We start from the raw sequence: 17,766 nt of genomic DNA on the forward strand, positions 1-17,766 counted from the left end.
CGTTTCGGATCCCTCAGTCAGGCAAGGGGGTTCATGATCGAGTTCACCGAATGGTACAACCACGAACATCGCCACACCGGAATCGGGTTGCACACACCCGCCGATGTCCACTTCGGTCTGGCCGCCGGCAAGGCGGCCGAACGCCGAGAGGTACTCGATACTGCTCGTGCCCGGCATCCGCATCGCTTCGGCACCACGGCAGCGCCGAAGATCCTCGACCTGCCCGACACCGTCTACATCAACCGGCCAGGCGATGATCCCGAGGCCACCGTGGAGGACGCCACGATAGCCGCCTGACACCCACTGGACTCAAACCCCTTGACACATTCCGGTTGGACGTAGAAGTCGAGCCTCCCTACCAGACATACACGCTGGGCGCAGGTGACTCGATCTTCTACCCCCAGAATGCTCGTTCACGCTGGACCGCTCTTGACCAGAAGCCGACGCGGCTACTCCACGTTGTGGCGCGGCCTCGGCAAGTCTGACGCGCATGGCACATCAACTTGAGTTAGCAGCCCCAGCGCGAGGGCGGTTCCGGGCAGTCGGTTGACGGTGGTCGTATGGGGCGCCGCGTGATCTGACGGCGCCCCGATATACGCCTAGCCCGCGGCGTCGGGAGTTTCCGTTGGTGTCGCGAACCGCACCGCCACCGCCGGTGACGGCACTACGGGTTGATCCGCAAGCGACAGCTGTTGCGGGCCCGCAACCCCAAATTCTAGGCCTGCGTCGTGGCAGATGGCAGGCCTGAGATTGGCGTGAGCCCATGCCCCGAGCTGTTGATCTACTGCGTGGTCGCGGCGCTCTCGATCCGTTCCTCGGGCCGGTTCCTTGATGCGGAATCGAGGGCTACCGTGGGTGTTACGCCATCTGAATTCCGCCGACTCGTTCTAGATCCACATAGAACGAGCACTGTCGTGCGCATTCGCGAAGGTGGTGATCAATACCTCTGATACCTCGAAGGACACCGAGGCGCATTCGGTGCCCTTCTGAATTCGTCAGCCAGGATCCTGCGGGATCGATGTGACTCATGAGGTTGTGACCACTCATGACAATACCCCTCTGCGCCCGGATAGGGCCAGGAAGCACGCGGTGCACTGCGCTATCCGATGACCTGGGTGATCGATGATGGCCGCGTACCGGCGCCGCACCGATGATCCGGAGTCGATTGCGGCGTGTATCAGGAACTTTGAACCACGATCGGTTGATCCGGGCGCGTGGGCGGTGGTGGGGCCGTGGGTGCGGGAGACGGTCGAATTGTCTGCACCGACGCTGCTCAGTCAGGCTGCGAACGCGCTCAAGGTACTCACCCGGCTGGCGGTGTGGGCTCTCGACGAGGGACTCGGACTCGACAGGGAGGTGGTGCTGACCCCGGATGTGCTCGAGCGGTACCGCCTGGTCGGGATGAGGGAGTTGGCGCCGACGTCGCGGGCTGCGGAGATGTCGCGGCTGCGGCGGCTGGCCCGGGTGGTGACGGTGCGGGCCCCGTGGCCTCCCGCCGGTGAGCGTTCGTCGCGACACGAGCTGTCGCCGCCCTACACCGATGCCGAGATCGCGGCATTCTGGAGATGGGCGCCGCGCCAGAACGGGCCGTTCCGGGTGCAGGCCATGACGGCTGTCCTGGCGCTGACCTTGGGAGTGGGCGCAGCGGGGAACGGCGGTTCCTTTTTCTCGCCTCGACTCTCCTTTCGGCGGGGCGCCGCAAGAGCCGATACCGGCCGTGACAGCCCAGAGGCGCGAGGCGTATCCAAGTGGGCTGGGACGTCCCACCGGAGTCCGGTGACGGGTTCAGCCGACAGCCCAGGTCAACAGGCCGAGCAGACGCACATCGGTCAGGGTCGCGATCCCGCGTACCTGCTCAGCTTCGGACCGCGCCAGGCGGCGGAGCAGCGGGAGGGCATGACGGGCGACGACGGCTTCGAAAATTCCGGTCCAAGCCGGGAATATGACGCTCAGTGCTTGGTGGTTCGGAAGTCGTAATCCTCATCCATCCCGCTAGAAAGCCAAATTTCCTCGGCGCCAGCGAAGCCGGACTTGGGGTGGGAGTCGTCCTCGTCACCCCACGACGAATCGTCGGCTAGGTGGTCCTCACCCTGCATGCACCTGCACGGAAACACCTGCTGCGCAACTACCTCTCCATTGACGACCTCATTAACAATGCGTTCGTGTGCTGGCCCAGTTGGCATGTTGTGATGATATGAGCTTCTGGACAATGCCGGGTATGTCGTTAGCGTCACCTTGAAGTCAGAGAGGATCATCAACGCACTCTCGGCAACTGGTGTCGGCGACCAGAATCACCGGGATATTCAGGGGCAGTATCGCTTTCAGCAGTCGAAGGCGCACTGCGTCATGCACGAGCGGAAGGTCCAAAGGTTGGCCGGCCGCGTCTCGTGCCACGGCGACCGCGTCGGGGCAGTCCCATAGCACCAGCGAGGTGCCGCCGTAGTAGGCGGTGCGGTACCGGATTCCCTCGATCTTCTCCCTGGCCGGTTGATCCTCGTAGATTGCCCGCGCCCACTCCTGGGTTCGTTCGCGAGGCAGGTCGGCGTCGGCCAAGGCAGGAAACGCCCCGAGCGCCATCGCCGCCCCGGGGGTGTCCATCGCATAGGTCTGCACCTCGCGGGTCGGGACGACCTGGCTGATTCGTCGCCGCGAGCACAGCGGTGCGACCCCGGCCTGGCCGAACACTTCGCATGCGGCGGTCGCCAGATCCTCGCCCACATACAGCACTGAACGTCCGGCGGGATCGAGCGCCGGGGCTCGAAACGGTGGTGTGTGGTGGTCGAAGCGATGCAACGGGCCGTAGGAGCGGAAGGTGACCCCGTCCGGAGTGTGGGAGGCCTGGTGATAGACCCGGAACCAGGGACGTTGGGCACCGGTCGACTCCGGAGCCCAGGTCCACCGGAAATCTGCGTGGGGCAGCGGACGGGTGGGGCTGGGTAGCGGACGCGCCATCAAGCCGCCGTCAGAGCATGGATCACCGCGAACACATGCTCGCGATCACGCAGCATCTCCTGCTGGGGGGTGCGGCCGTCGAAGTCGACATTCGGGCGGGTCATCCACCGCGACAGGCTCACCACTCCGCCGGGGAAGTCGCGCACGAGCCGGGCCAGGTCCGGCAGTACCGGTTCGGCGTCGTCCGGGGTGAACTGCCAGGCAGGAAACCGCCATTCCCGCCCGTCCCTCAGACCGATCAGCCGGTTCTGCACGCGCATGTCCGACACCGTCTGTGTCGAGACGTCGAGCATCTCGGCAACCTCGGCGCGACTGAACGAGGCGGTGAGCTGCTCTCGCCGTTGTCGGGCCTGCAGGTGCAGGTTCTCGCGTTCGAGCGTCTGGGCCTCCTCGACGTCGATCACGGGCCCCCAACTGTCCTGAACCTCGGCATCGCGGGGGTGGGTGTCAATACCTGATAAGGCATCGGCGAGATGTCGCAGCGCAGAACTTACTGCTTCGGCCACCGGTTCAGGCAGGTCGAGACCTCGGTCAGCGGGATTCTCGCTTGCCGGTACGTGATCGCAGAGCTGTATGCGCACCTCGGTCGTTGCCGGGGTGGACACGGACCTCGTGCTCGCAAGATCTTGCTCCGGTGCGGTGCAGGCTGTGAGTAGGACATACGCTCCGGTGCTGGCATCGCGCCGCGTGCTAGGGATCGGCATGTGTCCTCCTCGGAACTCACTACACTTTCCATGATACGCGGGATATGCGGGTAATGCGCCTCTGCTCTCGGGAGAAGGGTAGCGAGGAGACGGGCCCAACGTGAGGCTCGGTAACGTCATCCCGCGAGCAGGATCGCCGACGGCGAATTCGCTGCCACCACGGCCGCCGTGTTGCCTCGGACCCCCACGGTGCAGCACGTCGTCACCGTCGGCCCGGCCACCGAGGTGGACTGGGGGAGTGTGCCCGCCGTCGACTTCCACAAGGCTGCCACCCCGGAGTCCTCCGAGCGTGATTTCGAGGCGCGAAGCGACGATGATCTGTTCATCATCTACACCGGCGGCACCACAGGAATGCCGAAAGGCGTGATGTGGCGCCACGAGGACTTCTTCCACGCCGCTCTCACCGGCGGGAACCCGTTCGGCGACCCGTACGGCAGCGCGGAGCAGGTGGCAGCCGCGGTCCCGCATATCCCGGAAATGTCGTGGATGCTCACCGCGCCGCTGATCCACGGGGCGGCGTTGTACAGCCTGTTCACCGCATTCTGTGTCGGTGCCACACATGTGCTGATGCCCGCCTTCGATGCGACCGAGGCGCTTTCGCTCATCGAGCGCGAGCGGGTCATGACGTTGACCCTCGTGGGTGACGCCATGGCCCGTCCACTCGCCGATGCCATCGCCGCATACGGAGCGGACTACGACCTGAGCTCTCTCATGGTGCTCGGGTCCGGTGGAGCTCTGTTCTCGAAAGGGGTACGCGAGCAACTGGTCTCACTCCTTCCGGGCACGACGGTCCGCGACGGATTCGGTTCGTCCGAGTCCGGGGTGGACGGCAATCTCGAGATCGGTGCCGACGGGGTCATGCGGATCGCGGCCAAGCCGACCGTGCGGGTGGTCGACGAGCGGCTTCGTCCCGTCGAACCGGGTTCGGGCGAGATCGGGTACATCGCCCGGGCCGGCCACGTCCCACTCGGGTACTGGGGGGATCCGGAGAAGACCGCGGCAACCTTTCCCGTCATCGACGGCGTGCGGATGTCGATCCTCGGAGACATGGCGCGGGTCGAGGAGGACGGCACCATCGTGTTGCTGGGTCGTGGGTCGATGTGCATCAACACCGGTGGCGAGAAGGTCTATCCGGAAGAGGTGGAGATGGCCATCAAGAGTCATCCCGCAGTGATGGACGCGCTGGTCGCGGGCGTCGACGACGAGCGTTACGGCCAGAAGGTCGGCGCGGTGGTCCAGCCCCGCGACGGGCACGAAGTCCCCTCGCTCGACGAACTGATCGACCATGTCGCTTCCCTTGTCGCGCGGTACAAGGTTCCCCGCACAGTGGTCGGTGTCGAGGCGATCGTCCGGTCACCCGCAGGCAAGGCCGACTATCGCTGGGCGAAGGCAACTCTCCAGTCGGCCGAGTGACCGGCCCACCCGTGCGCGTCCCCGGGGCGGCTGCCGGAGATCGGTAGACCCGGACTCCGGGCCGAACGTGTGAACTGCAACACCCGGTGGCGCCGGTTGAAGAGATCTGTCCCAGTGCGACAAGCGATGTCGACACCGGCGCGCCTTTCCGGTCATCGGAGCGGAGTGGTGTCCGGTACCGGTGGATGAGAGTATTCATCCTCGGTGTCGTCCGAATGGGGAAGGGTGGCGGACATGCCGAGACTTGCGGAGATGCGCGACGCCGCCGAGCCCTCTTCGGCCGAGCAGCGCGCGCGGCACGCTCGGATTCTCCGTGTAGCGGCCCAGTTGGGCGCAGAGAAAGAACTCGAACGCGTCCAGATGCAGGAGGTCGCGAAATTGGCGGGCGTCGCGCTCGGCACGCTCTACCGGTACTTTCCGTCCAAGACGCATCTGTTCGTCGCGGTGATGCTGGACCGGATCGATCGGCTGGACGCGCAGGCCGAGCGGCGCTCGCCCACATCGTCGTCGCCGTGCGACGCTGTCTACGAGACGCTCGTGAGGGCCGGCAGGGCGCTGCTGCGAGCGCCGTTGCTGGCCAACGCGATGCTCCAGTCCGCGGGGACCTCGAATGCGGCCACTGTCCCGGACGCGGCGAAGATCGACCAGCATTTCCAGCGGTTGCTTCTCGACGTTGCCGGCATCGACGAGCCCACCACGCGTGATGCCACCGTATTGCGGCTCGTGGTGGCACTGTGGTTCGGCCTGCTTCAGTCGGCGCTCAACAACCGTACTTCGATTCCCGAGGTCGAATTCGACCTGCGGGTCGCGTGCGAGCGGCTTCTCGGCGATCTGCCCGGCAACCCGCGCTGACCCTCGATCCCGCGTCCGATCGACCCCTGCGGACGCCCTCTTACGTGCACAGTCCCGCTCGGTGGGACGACACGGTTCCACACCCTGCTGCTAAATAGAATAAATTTCAGTAATTCCGAAATGGCAAGGGAGTGGCATGAGCAACGTCGTCATCGTCGAGGCCGCGCGGACACCGATCGGGCGCCGCCGTGGTCAATTGGCGGGAGTCCATCCCGCGGTGCTGCTCGGCGCCGCACAAAAGGCACTGCTCGACCGGACGGGTCTGCCGGCGGACCGAATCGGTCAGCTCGTCGGCGGCGCTGTCACCCAGGCGGGGGAGCAGTCGAACAACGTCACCAGGCAGGCATGGCTCCACGCGGGCCTTCCCTATTCGACGGGTGCGACCACGATCGACTGCGCGTGTGGCTCCTCCCAGCAGGCCGTCCACATGGTCGCCGGTCTCATCGCCTCCGGCCAGATCGATGCCGGTATCGGTTGTGGCGTCGAGGTCATGAGCCGGGTGTTCCTGGGTCAGGCCAACGCCCCGGGCACCGGCAACCCGTACCCCGACGACTGGGCCATCGATATGGGTGACCAGTTCACCTCCGCCGAGCGGATCGCCGCCAACCGCGGTATCGGACGCGGCGATGTCGACGCATTCGGACTGGAGTCCCAGCGCCGTGCCGCGATCGCATGGGCCGAGGGCCGCTTCAACCGCGAAATCGTGCCGGTCGACGCACCCGTCGTCACGAAGGAGGGCGAACTCACCGGAGAGATCGCCACCGTTACTCGCGACGGTGGACTCCGCGAGACCACTGCGGAGGGACTGGCGGGGCTGCGGCCGGTCATCGAGGGAGGCATCCACACAGCCGGCAACTCGTCGCAGGTCAGCGACGGCGCGGCTGCGGTTCTGCTGATGAGCGAGGACGCAGCGCGGGAAGCCGGACTCCGGCCGCGCGCCCGGGTCCTCGCCTCCACACTGGTCGGTTCCGATCCGTACTACCATCTCGACGGCCCGATCGAGTCCACCCGCGCGGTCCTCGAGCGGGTCGGAATGACGTTGTCGGACATCGACATCGTGGAAATCAACGAGGCGTTCGCTTCAGTGGTGCTCTCGTGGGCCCAGGTGCACAAGGCCGATATGAGCAAGGTCAACGTCAACGGCGGTGCGATCGCACTCGGCCATCCGGTCGGCTCGACCGGGTCGCGATTGATCACCAGTGCCCTGCACGAACTCGAGCGTTCCGACCGCTCCACGGCATTGATCACCATGTGCGCGGGCGGCGCGCTCTCGACGGCCACCGTCATCGAGCGCATCTGACACCCTGTTCGGCCCGGCGGTACGCCATGTCGGAGGCGTACGTCCGCCGGAAAATTGGAATTTCTTCTAACAAAGGATGCGTTCATGACTCTGGGCTTGAGCGATGAGGACCGCGACCTTCGCGACTCCGTGCGTGGCTGGGCCGGACGCCATGCCACACCCGCGGTGATCCGCGAGGCTGTGGAGGCGAAGACCGAAGCTCGGCCTTCGTACTGGGGTTCGCTCGCGGAACTCGGAATGCTGGGTCTCCACCTGCCGGAGTCGGTCGGTGGTGCCGGGTTCACGCTGCTCGAAACGGCAATCGTGGCCGAAGAACTCGGCCGCTCGATGGTTCCCGGACCTTTTCTGCCGACGGTCGTCGTGTCGGCCGTACTTCACGACGCCGGGCGCACCGACGAACTCGCGGGCTTGGCGGACGGTTCGGTGTTCGGTGCTGTCTCGCTGCAACCGGGCGGGTTGAGGATCTCTCGCGACGGTGGCTCGGTCACCTTGTCAGGTACGTCGAGCCACGTGCTCGGCGGACAGGTGGGGGATCTGTTCCTGCTCGCCGCAAACGATGCCGGAGAACTCGCCTTCGTGCTCGTGCACCGCGACCGGCTGGAGGTCACCGACCTGCCCGGCTACGACGTGGTCCGCCGGAATGCCGAAGTGACCGTGGACGACTTGCCTCTGGCCGCCTCCGAGGTACTGGAGGCTTCTCCCCAGAGGGTGCTCGACATCGCCGCGACGCTGTTCGCCGCGGAGGCAGCGGGCCTCGCCGACTGGGCCACGACCACCGCTGCGGACTACGCCAGAGTTCGTCGACAGTTCGGCCGGGTCATCGGCCAGTTCCAGGGCGTCAAGCACAAAGCGGCACGGATGCTCGGCCTCACCGAACAGGCACGCGTCGCGGCCTGGGACGCGGTGCGCGCGCTCGGTGAAGATGTCCCGGCAGCCGAATCCTCGCTGGCCTCTGCTGTTGCCGCCGCCGTCGCACCCGAGGCCGCATTCCAGGTCACCAAGGACTGCATCCAGATCCTCGGCGGAATCGGATACACGTGGGAACACGATGCCCACTTGTACATGCGCCGCGCACAGACCCTGCGGATCCTGTCGGGCTCGACAGCATCCTGGAAGCGCCGAGTCGCCGGACTCACCCTCGGCGGTGCCCGGCGCGTGCTGGGCATCGAACTGCCTCCCGAGGCGGAGAAGATCCGCGCAGACGTGCGGATCGAGCTCGAACCCGCATCGGACCTCGAGGGCGCCGAGCGCACCGCATACCTCGCAGAGAAGGGCTACACCTCACCGCATCTGCCGGCACCGTGGGGCAAGAGCGCCGACGCGGTGACCCAACTCGTCATCGCCGAGGAATTGCGCGCCGCGGGACTCGAACCGCACGACATGATCATCGGCAACTGGGTGGTGCCCACTCTGCTCGCTCACGGTAGTGAGGAGCAGATCGAGCGTCTGGTGCCGGGGTCGCTGCGCGGTGACATCGTGTGGTGCCAGCTGTTCTCGGAACCCGGCGCGGGATCCGACCTTGCATCGCTGTCCACCAAAGCCACCAAGGTCGAGGGTGGCTGGAAGCTGCAAGGACAGAAGGTCTGGACCTCGATGGCACGGGTCGCGGACTGGGGAATCTGCCTTGCGCGGACGGACGCGAGCGTGCCGAAACACAAAGGGCTGTCGTACTTCCTGATCGACATCAAGAACACCGAGGGCCTCGATATTCGTCCACTGCGCGAGATCACCGGTGAGGCGCTGTTCAACGAGGTGTTCTTCGACGAGGTGTTCGTCCCCGACGACTGCCTGGTCGGTGAGCCGGGTGACGGCTGGAAACTCGCTCGTACGACTCTCGCCAACGAGCGGGTGTCCTTGTCGCACGACTCGTCGCTCGGAGCGGGCGGGGAAGCCCTGCTGGCACTGGCCGAGTCGATCCCCGGTGGACTCGACGACGAACAGCTCACCGTGCTCGGCAAAGTGCTGTGCGACGCCCAGTCCGGCGGCCTCATGGGTCTGCGCTCCACGCTTCGTACCCTGACCGGTGCTCAGCCGGGCGCCGAATCGTCGGTGGCCAAACTGCTCGGAGTCGAGCACATCCAGCAGGTGTGGGAAGTGGCGATGGAGTGGGCCGGCCCGTCCTCGCTCGTCGGCGGACAGGACCGACGGTCTGCGACACAGATGTTCCTCAACGTGCAGTGCATGTCGATCGCCGGTGGCACCACGAACGTCCAGCTGAACATCATCGGTGAACGGATCCTCGGCCTGCCGCGCGATCCCGAGCCCGGAAAGTGAGAGCCCCCGCATGAATCGCACCTTCGTGGTCGGCGTCGGCATGACCAAGTTCGAGAAGATCGAGACCCGTGATTGGGAGTACCCCGACATGGTCACCGAGGCCGTGTCCAACGCGCTCGCGGACGCCGGTGTCGACTACGCACAGGTCCAGCGCGCGGCGGTAGGTTACGTCTTCGAAGCGTCCACCGCCGGGCAGCGGGCACTGTACGAAACGGGCCTGACGGGTATCCCGATCGTCAACGTGAACAACAACTGCGCCACCGGATCGACGGCGCTGCTGATGGCCCGTGAGTGGGTTCAGGCGGGGTTCGTGGACTGTGCGCTCGCCGTGGGTTTCGAGAAGATGACCAGAACCGCGCTGACCGGCACGGGGGAGATGCCGAAGGTCACCACTCTCGACGACCAGCTGAAGATCATGGTCGAGAAGTTCGGCTGGGCCTCCGGTCCGATGACCGCGCAGCTCTTCGGCAACGCCGCAGCCGAGCACATGGAGCGGTACGGCACCACCGCCGAGCAGATCGCCGCGGTCGCGGTCAAGAACCACGCGCATTCGGTGAATAACCCGTACGCGCAGTTCCGGGACGAGTACACCCTGGAGCAGGTCCTGGCGGACAAAATGATCCACGCTCCGCTCACACGCTCACAATGCTCGCCCACCTCGGATGGCGCCGGCGCCGCGATCGTGGTCAGCGAGACGTTCGTACGCGAACACGGGCTCGAAGACCGGGCGGTCGAGATCGTCGGACAGGCGATGACCACCGACGGTGCCGCGGCGTTCGCGGAGAACTCGATGATCGACGTCGTCGGCGCGCCGATGACCCGTGCGGCCGCGGAGCAGGCATTCGCGCAGGCAGGACTGACGATCGCCGATGTCGACGTGATCGAACTGCACGACTGCTTCGCCATCAACGAGATCATCACCTACGAGGGCCTGGGCATGTGTGCGCCCGGCGACGGTGGAAAGCTTGCCGAGTCCGGCGCCACCACCTATGGCGGGCAGTGGGTGGTCAACCCCTCAGGAGGACTGATCTCGAAGGGACATCCTCTCGGTGCCACCGGTCTCGCACAGTGCGCCGAGTTGACCTGGCAGCTGCGCGGAGCAGCGGACGCCCGCCAGGTCGACGGCGCTTCCGTCGGCCTGCAGCACAATCTCGGTCTCGGCGGGGCGTGTGTCGTTACCCTCTACCGGTCCGGAACCCTCTCGAAGGAGTCGTAACCCATGCCGATCGATGTGACCGCCGCGCTGACGGCCGACCCGACCGTCCGCGAAGCCGGCTGGACCGAGCGGGACGTGATGCTCTACCACCTCGGCCTGGGTGCGGGTGTCGACTCGCTGGACCCGGCCGAGCTGGGATGGGTCTACGAGAAGAACCTGCGGGTCCTTCCCACATTCGCCATGGTTGCGGGACAAGGAGTCTCGGCCGGCGCGGTCACACCCGCCGGGCTGAATCTGCCGGGAATCGACATCGATCTGCGCAAGATCCTTCACGGCGGGCAGTCCCTCACCGTGCACGCCCCCATCCCGGTCTCGGGCGCCGCGACGATCTCGTCGCGTGTCGCCGACGTATGGGACAAGGGCAAAGCGGCGGTGATCGTGCTCGAGCAGTCCGCGCAGGACTCCGGTGGAAACCCGTTGTGGACCACAGCGATGCAGATCTGGGCGCGAGGCGAGGGCGGCTTCGGTGGCGATGCCGGGCCTGATACGTCGAACGCGGTGCCGGAGCGGAGCGCGGACAAGGTCCTCGTGTCCCCGACGAGTACGCAGCAGGCACTGGTGTACCGGCTCAGTGCCGACATGAACCCTCTGCACGCGGACCCGGCATTCGCGAAGATGGCAGGTTTCGACCGGCCGATCCTGCACGGGCTCGCCTCGTACGGCATCGTCTGCAAGGCGGTGGTCGACGGCGTGCTCGACGGAGACCCCACCCGGGTCCGGACGTTCTCGGTGCGGTTCGCCGGATCGTTGTACCCCGGAGAGACGATCGAGACCGCGGTGTGGCGCGACGGCGACACCCTCACCGTGCTCGCGACCTGCCTCGAGCGCGACGGGCAACCGGTGCTCACCCACGCCACGATGGAGATCCGATGAGAGTCGATCCGAACGTCCACCCCACCGTCGGGAATGCGCCCGACGGCACGATTCTGACGTCGGCCCCGCAGGACACCGCCGTCGATCGGGCCACTGCCGCCGCTCGGCGCGTGGTGGACGCACTTCTGCGCACCGATCGCACCAACGCGAATCTCGAGCGGGTCGCGGAGGAACTCGACAACATCGCCGAGCATCTCGAGGAGCACGCCCCGGAAGTGCAGGAGCGGCTGGTCGACATGTGGCACGGGGAGGGTGTCACCCGGCACGATCCCGTCACCGGGCCGGAGAATGCGCTGGCGCCGCCGTTGGTGCTCGCCGGTCGTGCGGACGGATCGGTGGAAGGGGTTGTGACGCTGACCTTCCCGTACCAGGGCCCGCCCGGGCACGTGCACGGCGGTGTGTCCGCGCTGCTGATCGACCACACGCTCGGGGTGGCGAACGCCTGGGCCGGACGAAGCGGAGCCACCGCGCAACTCAACGTCCGATACCACCGGCCCACCCCGTTGTTCGAACCGCTGACCGTGACAGGCCGGTTGGTTCGGCAGGACGGCCGCAAGATCGACACGGTGGGAGAGATCAAGACCGCCGACGGCACCGTATGTGTGTCCGTCGAAGCGCTGTTCATCGACAAGACGGTTCCCCGTCCGCGCTGACGGTCACCCACCACCATTGAGCGTCAACGAGATCCGGGAGTGAACACGATGGGCAAACTCGACGGGCGGGTCGCCGTCGTCACCGGTGCGGGCATGGGCATCGGCCGTGGAGTCGCCGGCGCACTCGCTCGTGAGGGTGCCGACATCCTGGTCGCCGAGGTGGACTCGGAGGCGGGCGCCGACACCGCGCGGTGGCTCACCGACCGGTGGGGCGTCCGCGCGGAGTTCGTCCACACCGACGTCACCGATCGGGAGCAGGTGCACGCGATGGTCGACACTGCCACCCGGGAGTTCGGCCGCCTCGACATCCTGGTCAACAACGCCTGGCGGTCGCTGGGATTCGCGCGGATGGAGAAGACGCCGGAGGACTCCATACGGGCAGGCTTCGACATGGGCGTGATGGCCGCGTTCTGGGCGATGCAGGGCGCCTACCCGGAACTGGCGCGGCACGGCACCGGACGGGTGATCAACATGTGCAGCCTCAACGGCGTCAACGCGCACATGTACTCGGTGTCGTACAACGCTGCGAAAGAAGCGTTGCGCAGCATGACCCGCACCGCGGCCCGCGAGTGGGCGCCGAAGCAGGTGTGCTGCAACGTGATCTGTCCCGGAGCGCAGAGCGCAGCCTATCGGCGGGTGGCGGAGGCCGATCCGGAGATGGCGGCAACGCAGGCCGCAGCGAACCCGATGGGCCGGATCGGTGACCCGCTCGACGACATCGGCACCGTCGCGGCATTTCTCGCGAGCGACGACTCGCGATATCTGACCGGCAACACGCTGTTCGTCGACGGCGGCAGCCACATCAACGGCGTGCAGTGGGCGCCGAACGTGGACTGACCGCGCCTGCTCAGCCGACCTTGACGCGCTCGGTTGCGGTGTAGACGTTCATCGTGTCGCCCCGCAGGAATCCCACGAGGGTCAATCCCGACTCGGCGGCCAGGTCCACGGCGAGCGACGACGGTGCCGAGACCGCGGCGAGCATCGGCACCCCGGCCATGACCGCCTTCTGGACGAGTTCGAACGACGCGCGCCCGCTCACCATGAGCACGCTGTTCGAGAGTGGGACCCGGCCGCTGGTGAGCGCCCAGCCGAGAACCTTGTCGACCGCGTTGTGCCGTCCGACGTCCTCGCGCACCGCGAGTAGTTCGCCGTCCGGAGTGAACAGCGCCGCGGCGTGCAGACCGCCGGTCGAGGCGAACACCTGCTGCTTGCTGCGCAGGGTGTCGGGCAGCGTGGTGAGGGTTCCGGCCGCGAGCATGGGCGAGTCCGCGTCGGTGAGCGGGAACCGGGTACGGGTGCGCACCTGATCCAGCGACTCCTTGCCGCACACACCGCACGCCGACGTGGTGGTGAAGGAACGCCGGCCGACTCCTTCCCCGATCGTGACACCGGGGGCGAGCGCGACGTCGAGGACGTTGTAGGTGTTGGCGCCGGTTTCGTCGACTCCGTCGCAGTACCGGACCGCCGCGATGTCCTCGCGGTCGCCGATCATGCCTTCGCCGAGCAGGAAGCCGTGCACCAGATCCACATCGTGGCCGGGCGTTCGCATCGTGATCGTCAGCGCGTCGCCGCCGATCCGGATCTCGAGCGGTTCCTCGACGGCGAGGGTGTCGGGTCGCCGAGACACTCGGCCCGCCGTGATGCGCAGTACGGGTCGACGGGCGGTCACGCGTCCCATCATTCACCTCCGGTGCCGGAGCGGGATCTCCCGGCAGTGCTGTAATCGCTGCGCTGGCAGCGGCGTTCGTATTCGTTGCGGGTCGTGCGTCGGCGTACGGTTTTCTGCCCGGCCGGACACGGGGTCGCTCCCGGACGAGGTGTCGTCTTCCCACGATACGGAAGTCCCGCCCGGAACGCTCCCACGGCCGGGTCGGGCCGGATACGTCGTCAGTCGCGGCGGATCCAGCCCGTAACGAGATCTTCACGGCTCGGGAGCGTGCGGGTTTACATGCCCGGTCCACTCTCAGGGAACGGTGATGAACAAGGAAAGACCCTCGCCGATCGATGGGCCGAAAGGTCTTCCCTCAGGACTGGACAAGGTGACCCTATGGAACAGGCACTTGCTGCTGCGGATACCGCCTGGATACTGGCGGCGTTCACGGCCGTCGCACTGATGGTCCCGGGCCTCGCGCTGTTCTACGGCGGCATGCTCGGCGTCAAGAGTGCGCTCAACATGATCATGATGGTGCTCGGCGGGTTCGCGGTGGCGGGCGTCGTGTGGGTGTTCTTCGGCCCCGCGGCCGTCCTCGGCGACAGTGTCGGCGGACTCGGCCTGATCGGCAATCCGTTCACAGATGTCGGACTCGGCTCGCTGCTCGAAGAAGATCCCGCCGGTGGGATTCCGGCCGCCCTCACCGCCGCCTTCCACCTGCTCTTCGCCGGAATCACGGTGGCCATCATCGCGGGCGCGGTGGCGGACCGGATGAAGTTCTCCGCATGGCTCGTGTTCTCGGGGATCTGGCTCGTGCTCGTCTACTTCCCCGTTGCGCACTGGGTGTTCGCCTTCGACGACGAAGACGCCGGCACCAAGGGCGGATGGATCGCCAACACGCTCGGCGCGCACGACTTCGCGGGCGGCACAGCCGTCCACATGAACGCCGGAGTCGCCGCGCTCGCGGTCGCCCTCGCACTCGGTGTCCGGCGTGGCTTCCCGCATGTGGCGCGGCCCCACAGCCTGCCCCTCGTCGTCCTCGGCGGCGGCATCCTGATGTTCGGCTGGTTCGGGTTCAACGGCGGATCCGCGGGCGGTGCCAACCACACCGCCGGTGTCGTCGTACTCAACACGATGGCCGCGGCCGTGGCCGGCTTGCTGGGCTGGATCCTGGTCGAACGCATCACGGAGAAGCACGCCACCACTCTCGGTGCGGTGTCCGGCATGATCGCCGCCCTCGTGGGCATCACCCCGGCTGCGAGCCTCGTCTCGCCGCTCGGCGCCCTCGCGGTCGGCGTCGTCTCGGGTGCCGTCAGCTGTTTCGCGGTGGGGTGGAAGTTCAAGATGGGCTACGACGACTCCCTCGACGTGGTCGCCATCCACCTCATGGGTGGTGTCGTCGGCACGACTCTCATCGCGTTCATCGCGACCGCCGCTGCTCCGGCCGGAGTCGACGGCCTGTTCTTCGGCGGCGGCATCGATTTCCTCGGTCGCCAGATCGTCGCGATGGCTGCGGTGTTCGCGTACTCGTTCGCGGTGACTTTCCTCATCGCGAAGGTCCTCGACAAGATCATGGGTATCCGGGTGGACGCCGAGACCGAGAAGATCGGCATCGACGTGCCCGTGCACGGCGAAACGGCGTACGTGATGGATTCCTTCGCCACCGGTACGCAGTCGAAGATGCGTCCGTCCGACTTCGCGGAGGACCGCGACATCGTCGTACCCACCAACTAGCGACGGTGCCCTGAGCATCCCTGACGGGCGAAGTGCCCCCGCCGGTGTCTTCCGGCGGGGGCATCGTCATCCCTGGTGGTTGTCCGGGTAGGCGGTCACGGCGAGGAAGCGGATCGGCAGTGTGACGAGTTCGTTCGGGCCGTGCACGCCCTCACCGTCGAGCAGAAGCGAGTCCCCGGCAGTGAGACGATATTCCGAATCGCCGTGGCCGTAGAGCATTTCGCCCTCGAGCATGTACAGCAGTTCGGTGCCGGGATGCTGGAAGAGCGGGAAGACGTCGCTCGCGTCGGTGAGCGTCACCAGCACCGGCTCGAGACGCTGGTGTTGCCCGCGGAGCGCGCCGAGCAGCTCGTAGTGGTGACCGGCGCGGGTGCCGCGGCCGACGATCTCGGCGCCCTGGCCACTCTTGGTGAACACTGCTTCGCGGTGTGCGTCGGCGCCGCGGAACAGCGAGGTGACGGGCACGTCGAGGCCCGCGGCCAGACGTGCGAGCGTCGACAGGCTGCACGAGGTCTGTGCGTTCTCGATCTTCGAGAGCATCGCTTTGGAGATCCCGACCTTCGCGGCCATGTCGCCGACGGAGAGTCCGCTGGCGAGACGCAGCGCCCGCACCTGATGCGCGATGGCGCGTTCGAGGTCGACGCCCGTGGGGGTGTCCCGGGGGACCTCCCGACCGGAGGTGTCGTGGAGGACGGCGCGGTCCGGTCTGGTCATATCGGCAGACTACATCCTGTTTCCCGACAGTAGACAGCCAACGGCACCTCCGACCGGAGCATCGGAGGTGCCGTGGGGAAGCAGGGTCAGAACGCTCGTCCTGGAATCCATTCGGTGCCCGCGAGGGGTACGCGGGCCATCGCCGCGGATTCGATCGTCAGGGCCACCAGGTCCTGCGGTTCGAGGTTGCGCAGGTGCGACTTGCCGCACGCGCGCGCGATGGTCTGAGCCTCCATAGTGAGAACCCGCAGATAGTTCGCGAGCCTGCGTCCACCCTCGACAGGATCGAAGTTCTTCTGCAGTTCCGGATCCTGGGTCGTGATGCCCGCCGGATCCTTGCCGTCCTGGAAATCGTCGTAGAAACCGGCGGCCGAGCCGAGCTGCTCGTACTCTGCCTGGTACCTAGGGTCGTTGTCCCCGAGTGCGATCAGCGCGGCCGTCCCGATCGCGACGGCGTCGGCGCCGAGTGCCATCGCCTTCGCGACGTCGGCACCCGACCGGATGCCGCCCGAGACGATGAGTTGCACCCCACCGGGAGTGCGATGCACGCCCATCTCCTGCAGGGCCTGTACCGCCTGCGGGATCGCGGAGAGGGTCGGGATCCCGACGTGCTCGATGAAGACGTCCTGAGTCGCTGCGGTGCCGCCCTGCATGCCGTCGACCACTATCACGTCCGCCCCGGCCTTCACCGCGAGTTTGACGTCGTAGTACGTCCGGGTCGCGCCGATCTTGACGTAGATCGGCTTTTCCCAACCGGTGATCTCGCGAAGCTCGATGATCTTGATTGCGAGGTCGTCCGGTCCCGTCCAGTCCGGGTGCCGGCACGCGCTGCGCTGATCGATACCGACGGGCAGGGTGCGCATTCCCGCAACCCGTTCGGTGATCTTCTGGCCCAGCAGCATGCCGCCGCCACCGGGCTTCGCGCCCTGCCCGAGAACGATCTCGATGGCGTCGGCTTTGCGCAGGTCGTCCGGGTTCATTCCGTACCGCGACGGAAGGTATTGGTAGACGAGAGTTTTGGACTGACCGCGTTCCTCGGGGGTCATTCCGCCGTCGCCGGTGGTGGTGGAGGTGCCGACTTCACTCGCACCTCGTCCGAGCGCTTCCTTGGCGCCGCCGGACAGTGCTCCGAAACTCATTCCGGCGATCGTGACCGGGGTGTCCAGATGCAGCGGGTACTTGGCGTGACGATCGCCGAGTACGACGTCGGTGTCGCACCGCTCCCGGTAGCCCTCCAAGGGATAGCGGGACATCGACGAACCGAGGAACAGCAGGTCGTCGAAGTGGGGGACCTTGCGTTTGGCGCCCCAGCCGCGGATGTCGTAGATGCCGGTGTCGGCGGCACGCTGGATCTCGTGGATGACGTTGCGGTCGAAGGTCGCCGATTCGCGCAGTCCGGGCCGGAAGGTCATGGAGGTCTCCTCGCTGTC

Annotated in this window: 15 protein-coding genes and 1 pseudogene; 11 read left to right on the top strand and 5 right to left on the bottom strand. The window is 66.6% G+C overall.

From position 1 onward, the window contains the following. Both AC0B44_RS02595 and AC0B44_RS02600 read left to right on the top strand, forming a co-directional pair. Positions 1–297, top strand: a pseudogene (locus tag AC0B44_RS02595) (IS3 family transposase); the annotation flags it as partial. A 957-nt stretch (positions 298–1,254) separates the two neighbouring features. Beyond that, on the top strand, positions 1,255–1,977 hold the full coding sequence (locus tag AC0B44_RS02600; RefSeq protein ID WP_471901381.1) for a hypothetical protein: 723 nt from the start codon (positions 1,255–1,257) through the stop codon (positions 1,975–1,977). A gap of 264 nt (positions 1,978–2,241) precedes the next feature. Here AC0B44_RS02600 and AC0B44_RS02605 read toward each other — a convergent pair whose 3' ends face one another. Both AC0B44_RS02605 and AC0B44_RS02610 read right to left on the bottom strand, forming a co-directional pair. Continuing rightward, positions 2,242–2,952 (bottom strand): RES family NAD+ phosphorylase, encoded by a 711-nt coding sequence (locus AC0B44_RS02605; RefSeq protein ID WP_471901382.1) that lies wholly within the window; start codon positions 2,950–2,952, stop codon positions 2,242–2,244. Then, positions 2,952–3,356, bottom strand: a complete 405-nt coding sequence (locus AC0B44_RS02610) for a helix-turn-helix domain-containing protein (RefSeq protein WP_471901383.1) — start codon at positions 3,354–3,356, stop codon at positions 2,952–2,954. Before AC0B44_RS02610 ends, AC0B44_RS02605 begins: the two co-directional genes overlap by 1 nt. 468 nt (positions 3,357–3,824) lie before the next feature. Here AC0B44_RS02610 and AC0B44_RS02615 point away from each other — a divergent pair, with 468 nt between their 5' ends. The 8 genes from AC0B44_RS02615 (at position 3,825) to AC0B44_RS02650 (ending at position 13,074) form a co-directional block, all read left to right on the top strand. Further along, positions 3,825–5,069: an AMP-binding protein gene (locus AC0B44_RS02615; RefSeq protein WP_471901384.1), complete on the top strand. Its 1,245-nt coding sequence runs from the start codon at positions 3,825–3,827 to the stop codon at positions 5,067–5,069. A gap of 234 nt (positions 5,070–5,303) precedes the next feature. Then, complete coding sequence (locus AC0B44_RS02620; RefSeq protein WP_471901385.1) at positions 5,304–5,921, top strand: TetR/AcrR family transcriptional regulator; 618 nt, start codon at positions 5,304–5,306, stop codon at positions 5,919–5,921. Between the two features lie 136 nt (positions 5,922–6,057). Next, positions 6,058–7,221: a steroid 3-ketoacyl-CoA thiolase gene (locus tag AC0B44_RS02625; RefSeq protein WP_471901386.1), complete on the top strand. Its 1,164-nt coding sequence runs from the start codon at positions 6,058–6,060 to the stop codon at positions 7,219–7,221. Between the two features lie 84 nt (positions 7,222–7,305). Then, on the top strand, positions 7,306–9,495 hold the full coding sequence (locus AC0B44_RS02630; protein WP_471901387.1) for an acyl-CoA dehydrogenase: 2,190 nt from the start codon (positions 7,306–7,308) through the stop codon (positions 9,493–9,495). 10 nt (positions 9,496–9,505) lie between these two features. Next, on the top strand, positions 9,506–10,711 hold the full coding sequence (locus AC0B44_RS02635; protein ID WP_471901388.1) for a lipid-transfer protein: 1,206 nt from the start codon (positions 9,506–9,508) through the stop codon (positions 10,709–10,711). 3 nt (positions 10,712–10,714) lie between these two features. Continuing rightward, on the top strand, positions 10,715–11,584 hold the full coding sequence (locus AC0B44_RS02640) for a MaoC/PaaZ C-terminal domain-containing protein (protein ID WP_471901389.1): 870 nt from the start codon (positions 10,715–10,717) through the stop codon (positions 11,582–11,584). Then, the gene (locus AC0B44_RS02645) at positions 11,581–12,237 is read left to right on the top strand and encodes a PaaI family thioesterase (protein ID WP_471901390.1); all 657 of its coding nucleotides are present in this window, start codon (positions 11,581–11,583) and stop codon (positions 12,235–12,237) included. Before AC0B44_RS02640 ends, AC0B44_RS02645 begins: the two co-directional genes overlap by 4 nt. A gap of 48 nt (positions 12,238–12,285) precedes the next feature. Further along, positions 12,286–13,074, top strand: coding sequence for an SDR family NAD(P)-dependent oxidoreductase (locus AC0B44_RS02650; RefSeq protein ID WP_471901391.1), 789 nt, complete (start codon positions 12,286–12,288; stop codon positions 13,072–13,074). Positions 13,075–13,084: 10 nt separating this feature from the next. On the opposite strand, the gene fdhD is transcribed toward AC0B44_RS02650, so the two are convergent. Further along, positions 13,085–13,915, bottom strand: a complete 831-nt coding sequence (gene fdhD, locus AC0B44_RS02655; RefSeq protein WP_471901392.1) for a formate dehydrogenase accessory sulfurtransferase FdhD — start codon at positions 13,913–13,915, stop codon at positions 13,085–13,087. 369 nt (positions 13,916–14,284) lie between these two features. Between fdhD and AC0B44_RS02660 the strand changes: the two genes are divergently transcribed. After that, positions 14,285–15,622: an ammonium transporter gene (locus AC0B44_RS02660; RefSeq protein ID WP_471901393.1), complete on the top strand. Its 1,338-nt coding sequence runs from the start codon at positions 14,285–14,287 to the stop codon at positions 15,620–15,622. A 66-nt stretch (positions 15,623–15,688) separates the two neighbouring features. Here the strand turns inward: AC0B44_RS02660 and AC0B44_RS02665 are convergent, their stop codons facing one another. Both AC0B44_RS02665 and AC0B44_RS02670 read right to left on the bottom strand, forming a co-directional pair. Continuing rightward, positions 15,689–16,336: a helix-turn-helix domain-containing protein gene (locus tag AC0B44_RS02665; RefSeq protein WP_471901394.1), complete on the bottom strand. Its 648-nt coding sequence runs from the start codon at positions 16,334–16,336 to the stop codon at positions 15,689–15,691. Between the two features lie 86 nt (positions 16,337–16,422). Next, positions 16,423–17,748, bottom strand: coding sequence for an FMN-binding glutamate synthase family protein (locus AC0B44_RS02670; RefSeq protein WP_471901395.1), 1,326 nt, complete (start codon positions 17,746–17,748; stop codon positions 16,423–16,425). Between the last annotated feature and the right edge of the window lie 18 nt (positions 17,749–17,766).

It is taken from the genome of Rhodococcus sp. NPDC019050, assembly GCF_055664235.1.

Excerpts from the sequence above, each read along its gene's own strand:
- AC0B44_RS02625 (WP_471901386.1), top strand. The coding sequence starts at position 6,058 with ATGAGCAACGTCGTCATCGTCGAGGCCGCGCGGACACCGATCGGGCGC.
- AC0B44_RS02645 (WP_471901390.1), top strand. The coding sequence starts at position 11,581 with ATGAGAGTCGATCCGAACGTCCACCCCACCGTCGGGAATGCGCCCGAC.
- AC0B44_RS02630 (WP_471901387.1), top strand. The coding sequence starts at position 7,306 with ATGACTCTGGGCTTGAGCGATGAGGACCGCGACCTTCGCGACTCCGTG.
- AC0B44_RS02660 (WP_471901393.1), top strand. The coding sequence starts at position 14,285 with ATGGAACAGGCACTTGCTGCTGCGGATACCGCCTGGATACTGGCGGCG.
- AC0B44_RS02620 (WP_471901385.1), top strand. The coding sequence starts at position 5,304 with ATGCCGAGACTTGCGGAGATGCGCGACGCCGCCGAGCCCTCTTCGGCC.
- AC0B44_RS02605 (WP_471901382.1), bottom strand. The coding sequence starts at position 2,952 with ATGGCGCGTCCGCTACCCAGCCCCACCCGTCCGCTGCCCCACGCAGAT.
- AC0B44_RS02670 (WP_471901395.1), bottom strand. The coding sequence starts at position 17,748 with ATGACCTTCCGGCCCGGACTGCGCGAATCGGCGACCTTCGACCGCAAC.
- AC0B44_RS02635 (WP_471901388.1), top strand. The coding sequence starts at position 9,506 with ATGAATCGCACCTTCGTGGTCGGCGTCGGCATGACCAAGTTCGAGAAG.
- AC0B44_RS02650 (WP_471901391.1), top strand. The coding sequence starts at position 12,286 with ATGGGCAAACTCGACGGGCGGGTCGCCGTCGTCACCGGTGCGGGCATG.
- AC0B44_RS02665 (WP_471901394.1), bottom strand. The coding sequence starts at position 16,336 with ATGACCAGACCGGACCGCGCCGTCCTCCACGACACCTCCGGTCGGGAG.
- AC0B44_RS02640 (WP_471901389.1), top strand. The coding sequence starts at position 10,715 with ATGCCGATCGATGTGACCGCCGCGCTGACGGCCGACCCGACCGTCCGC.
- fdhD (WP_471901392.1), bottom strand. The coding sequence starts at position 13,915 with ATGGGACGCGTGACCGCCCGTCGACCCGTACTGCGCATCACGGCGGGC.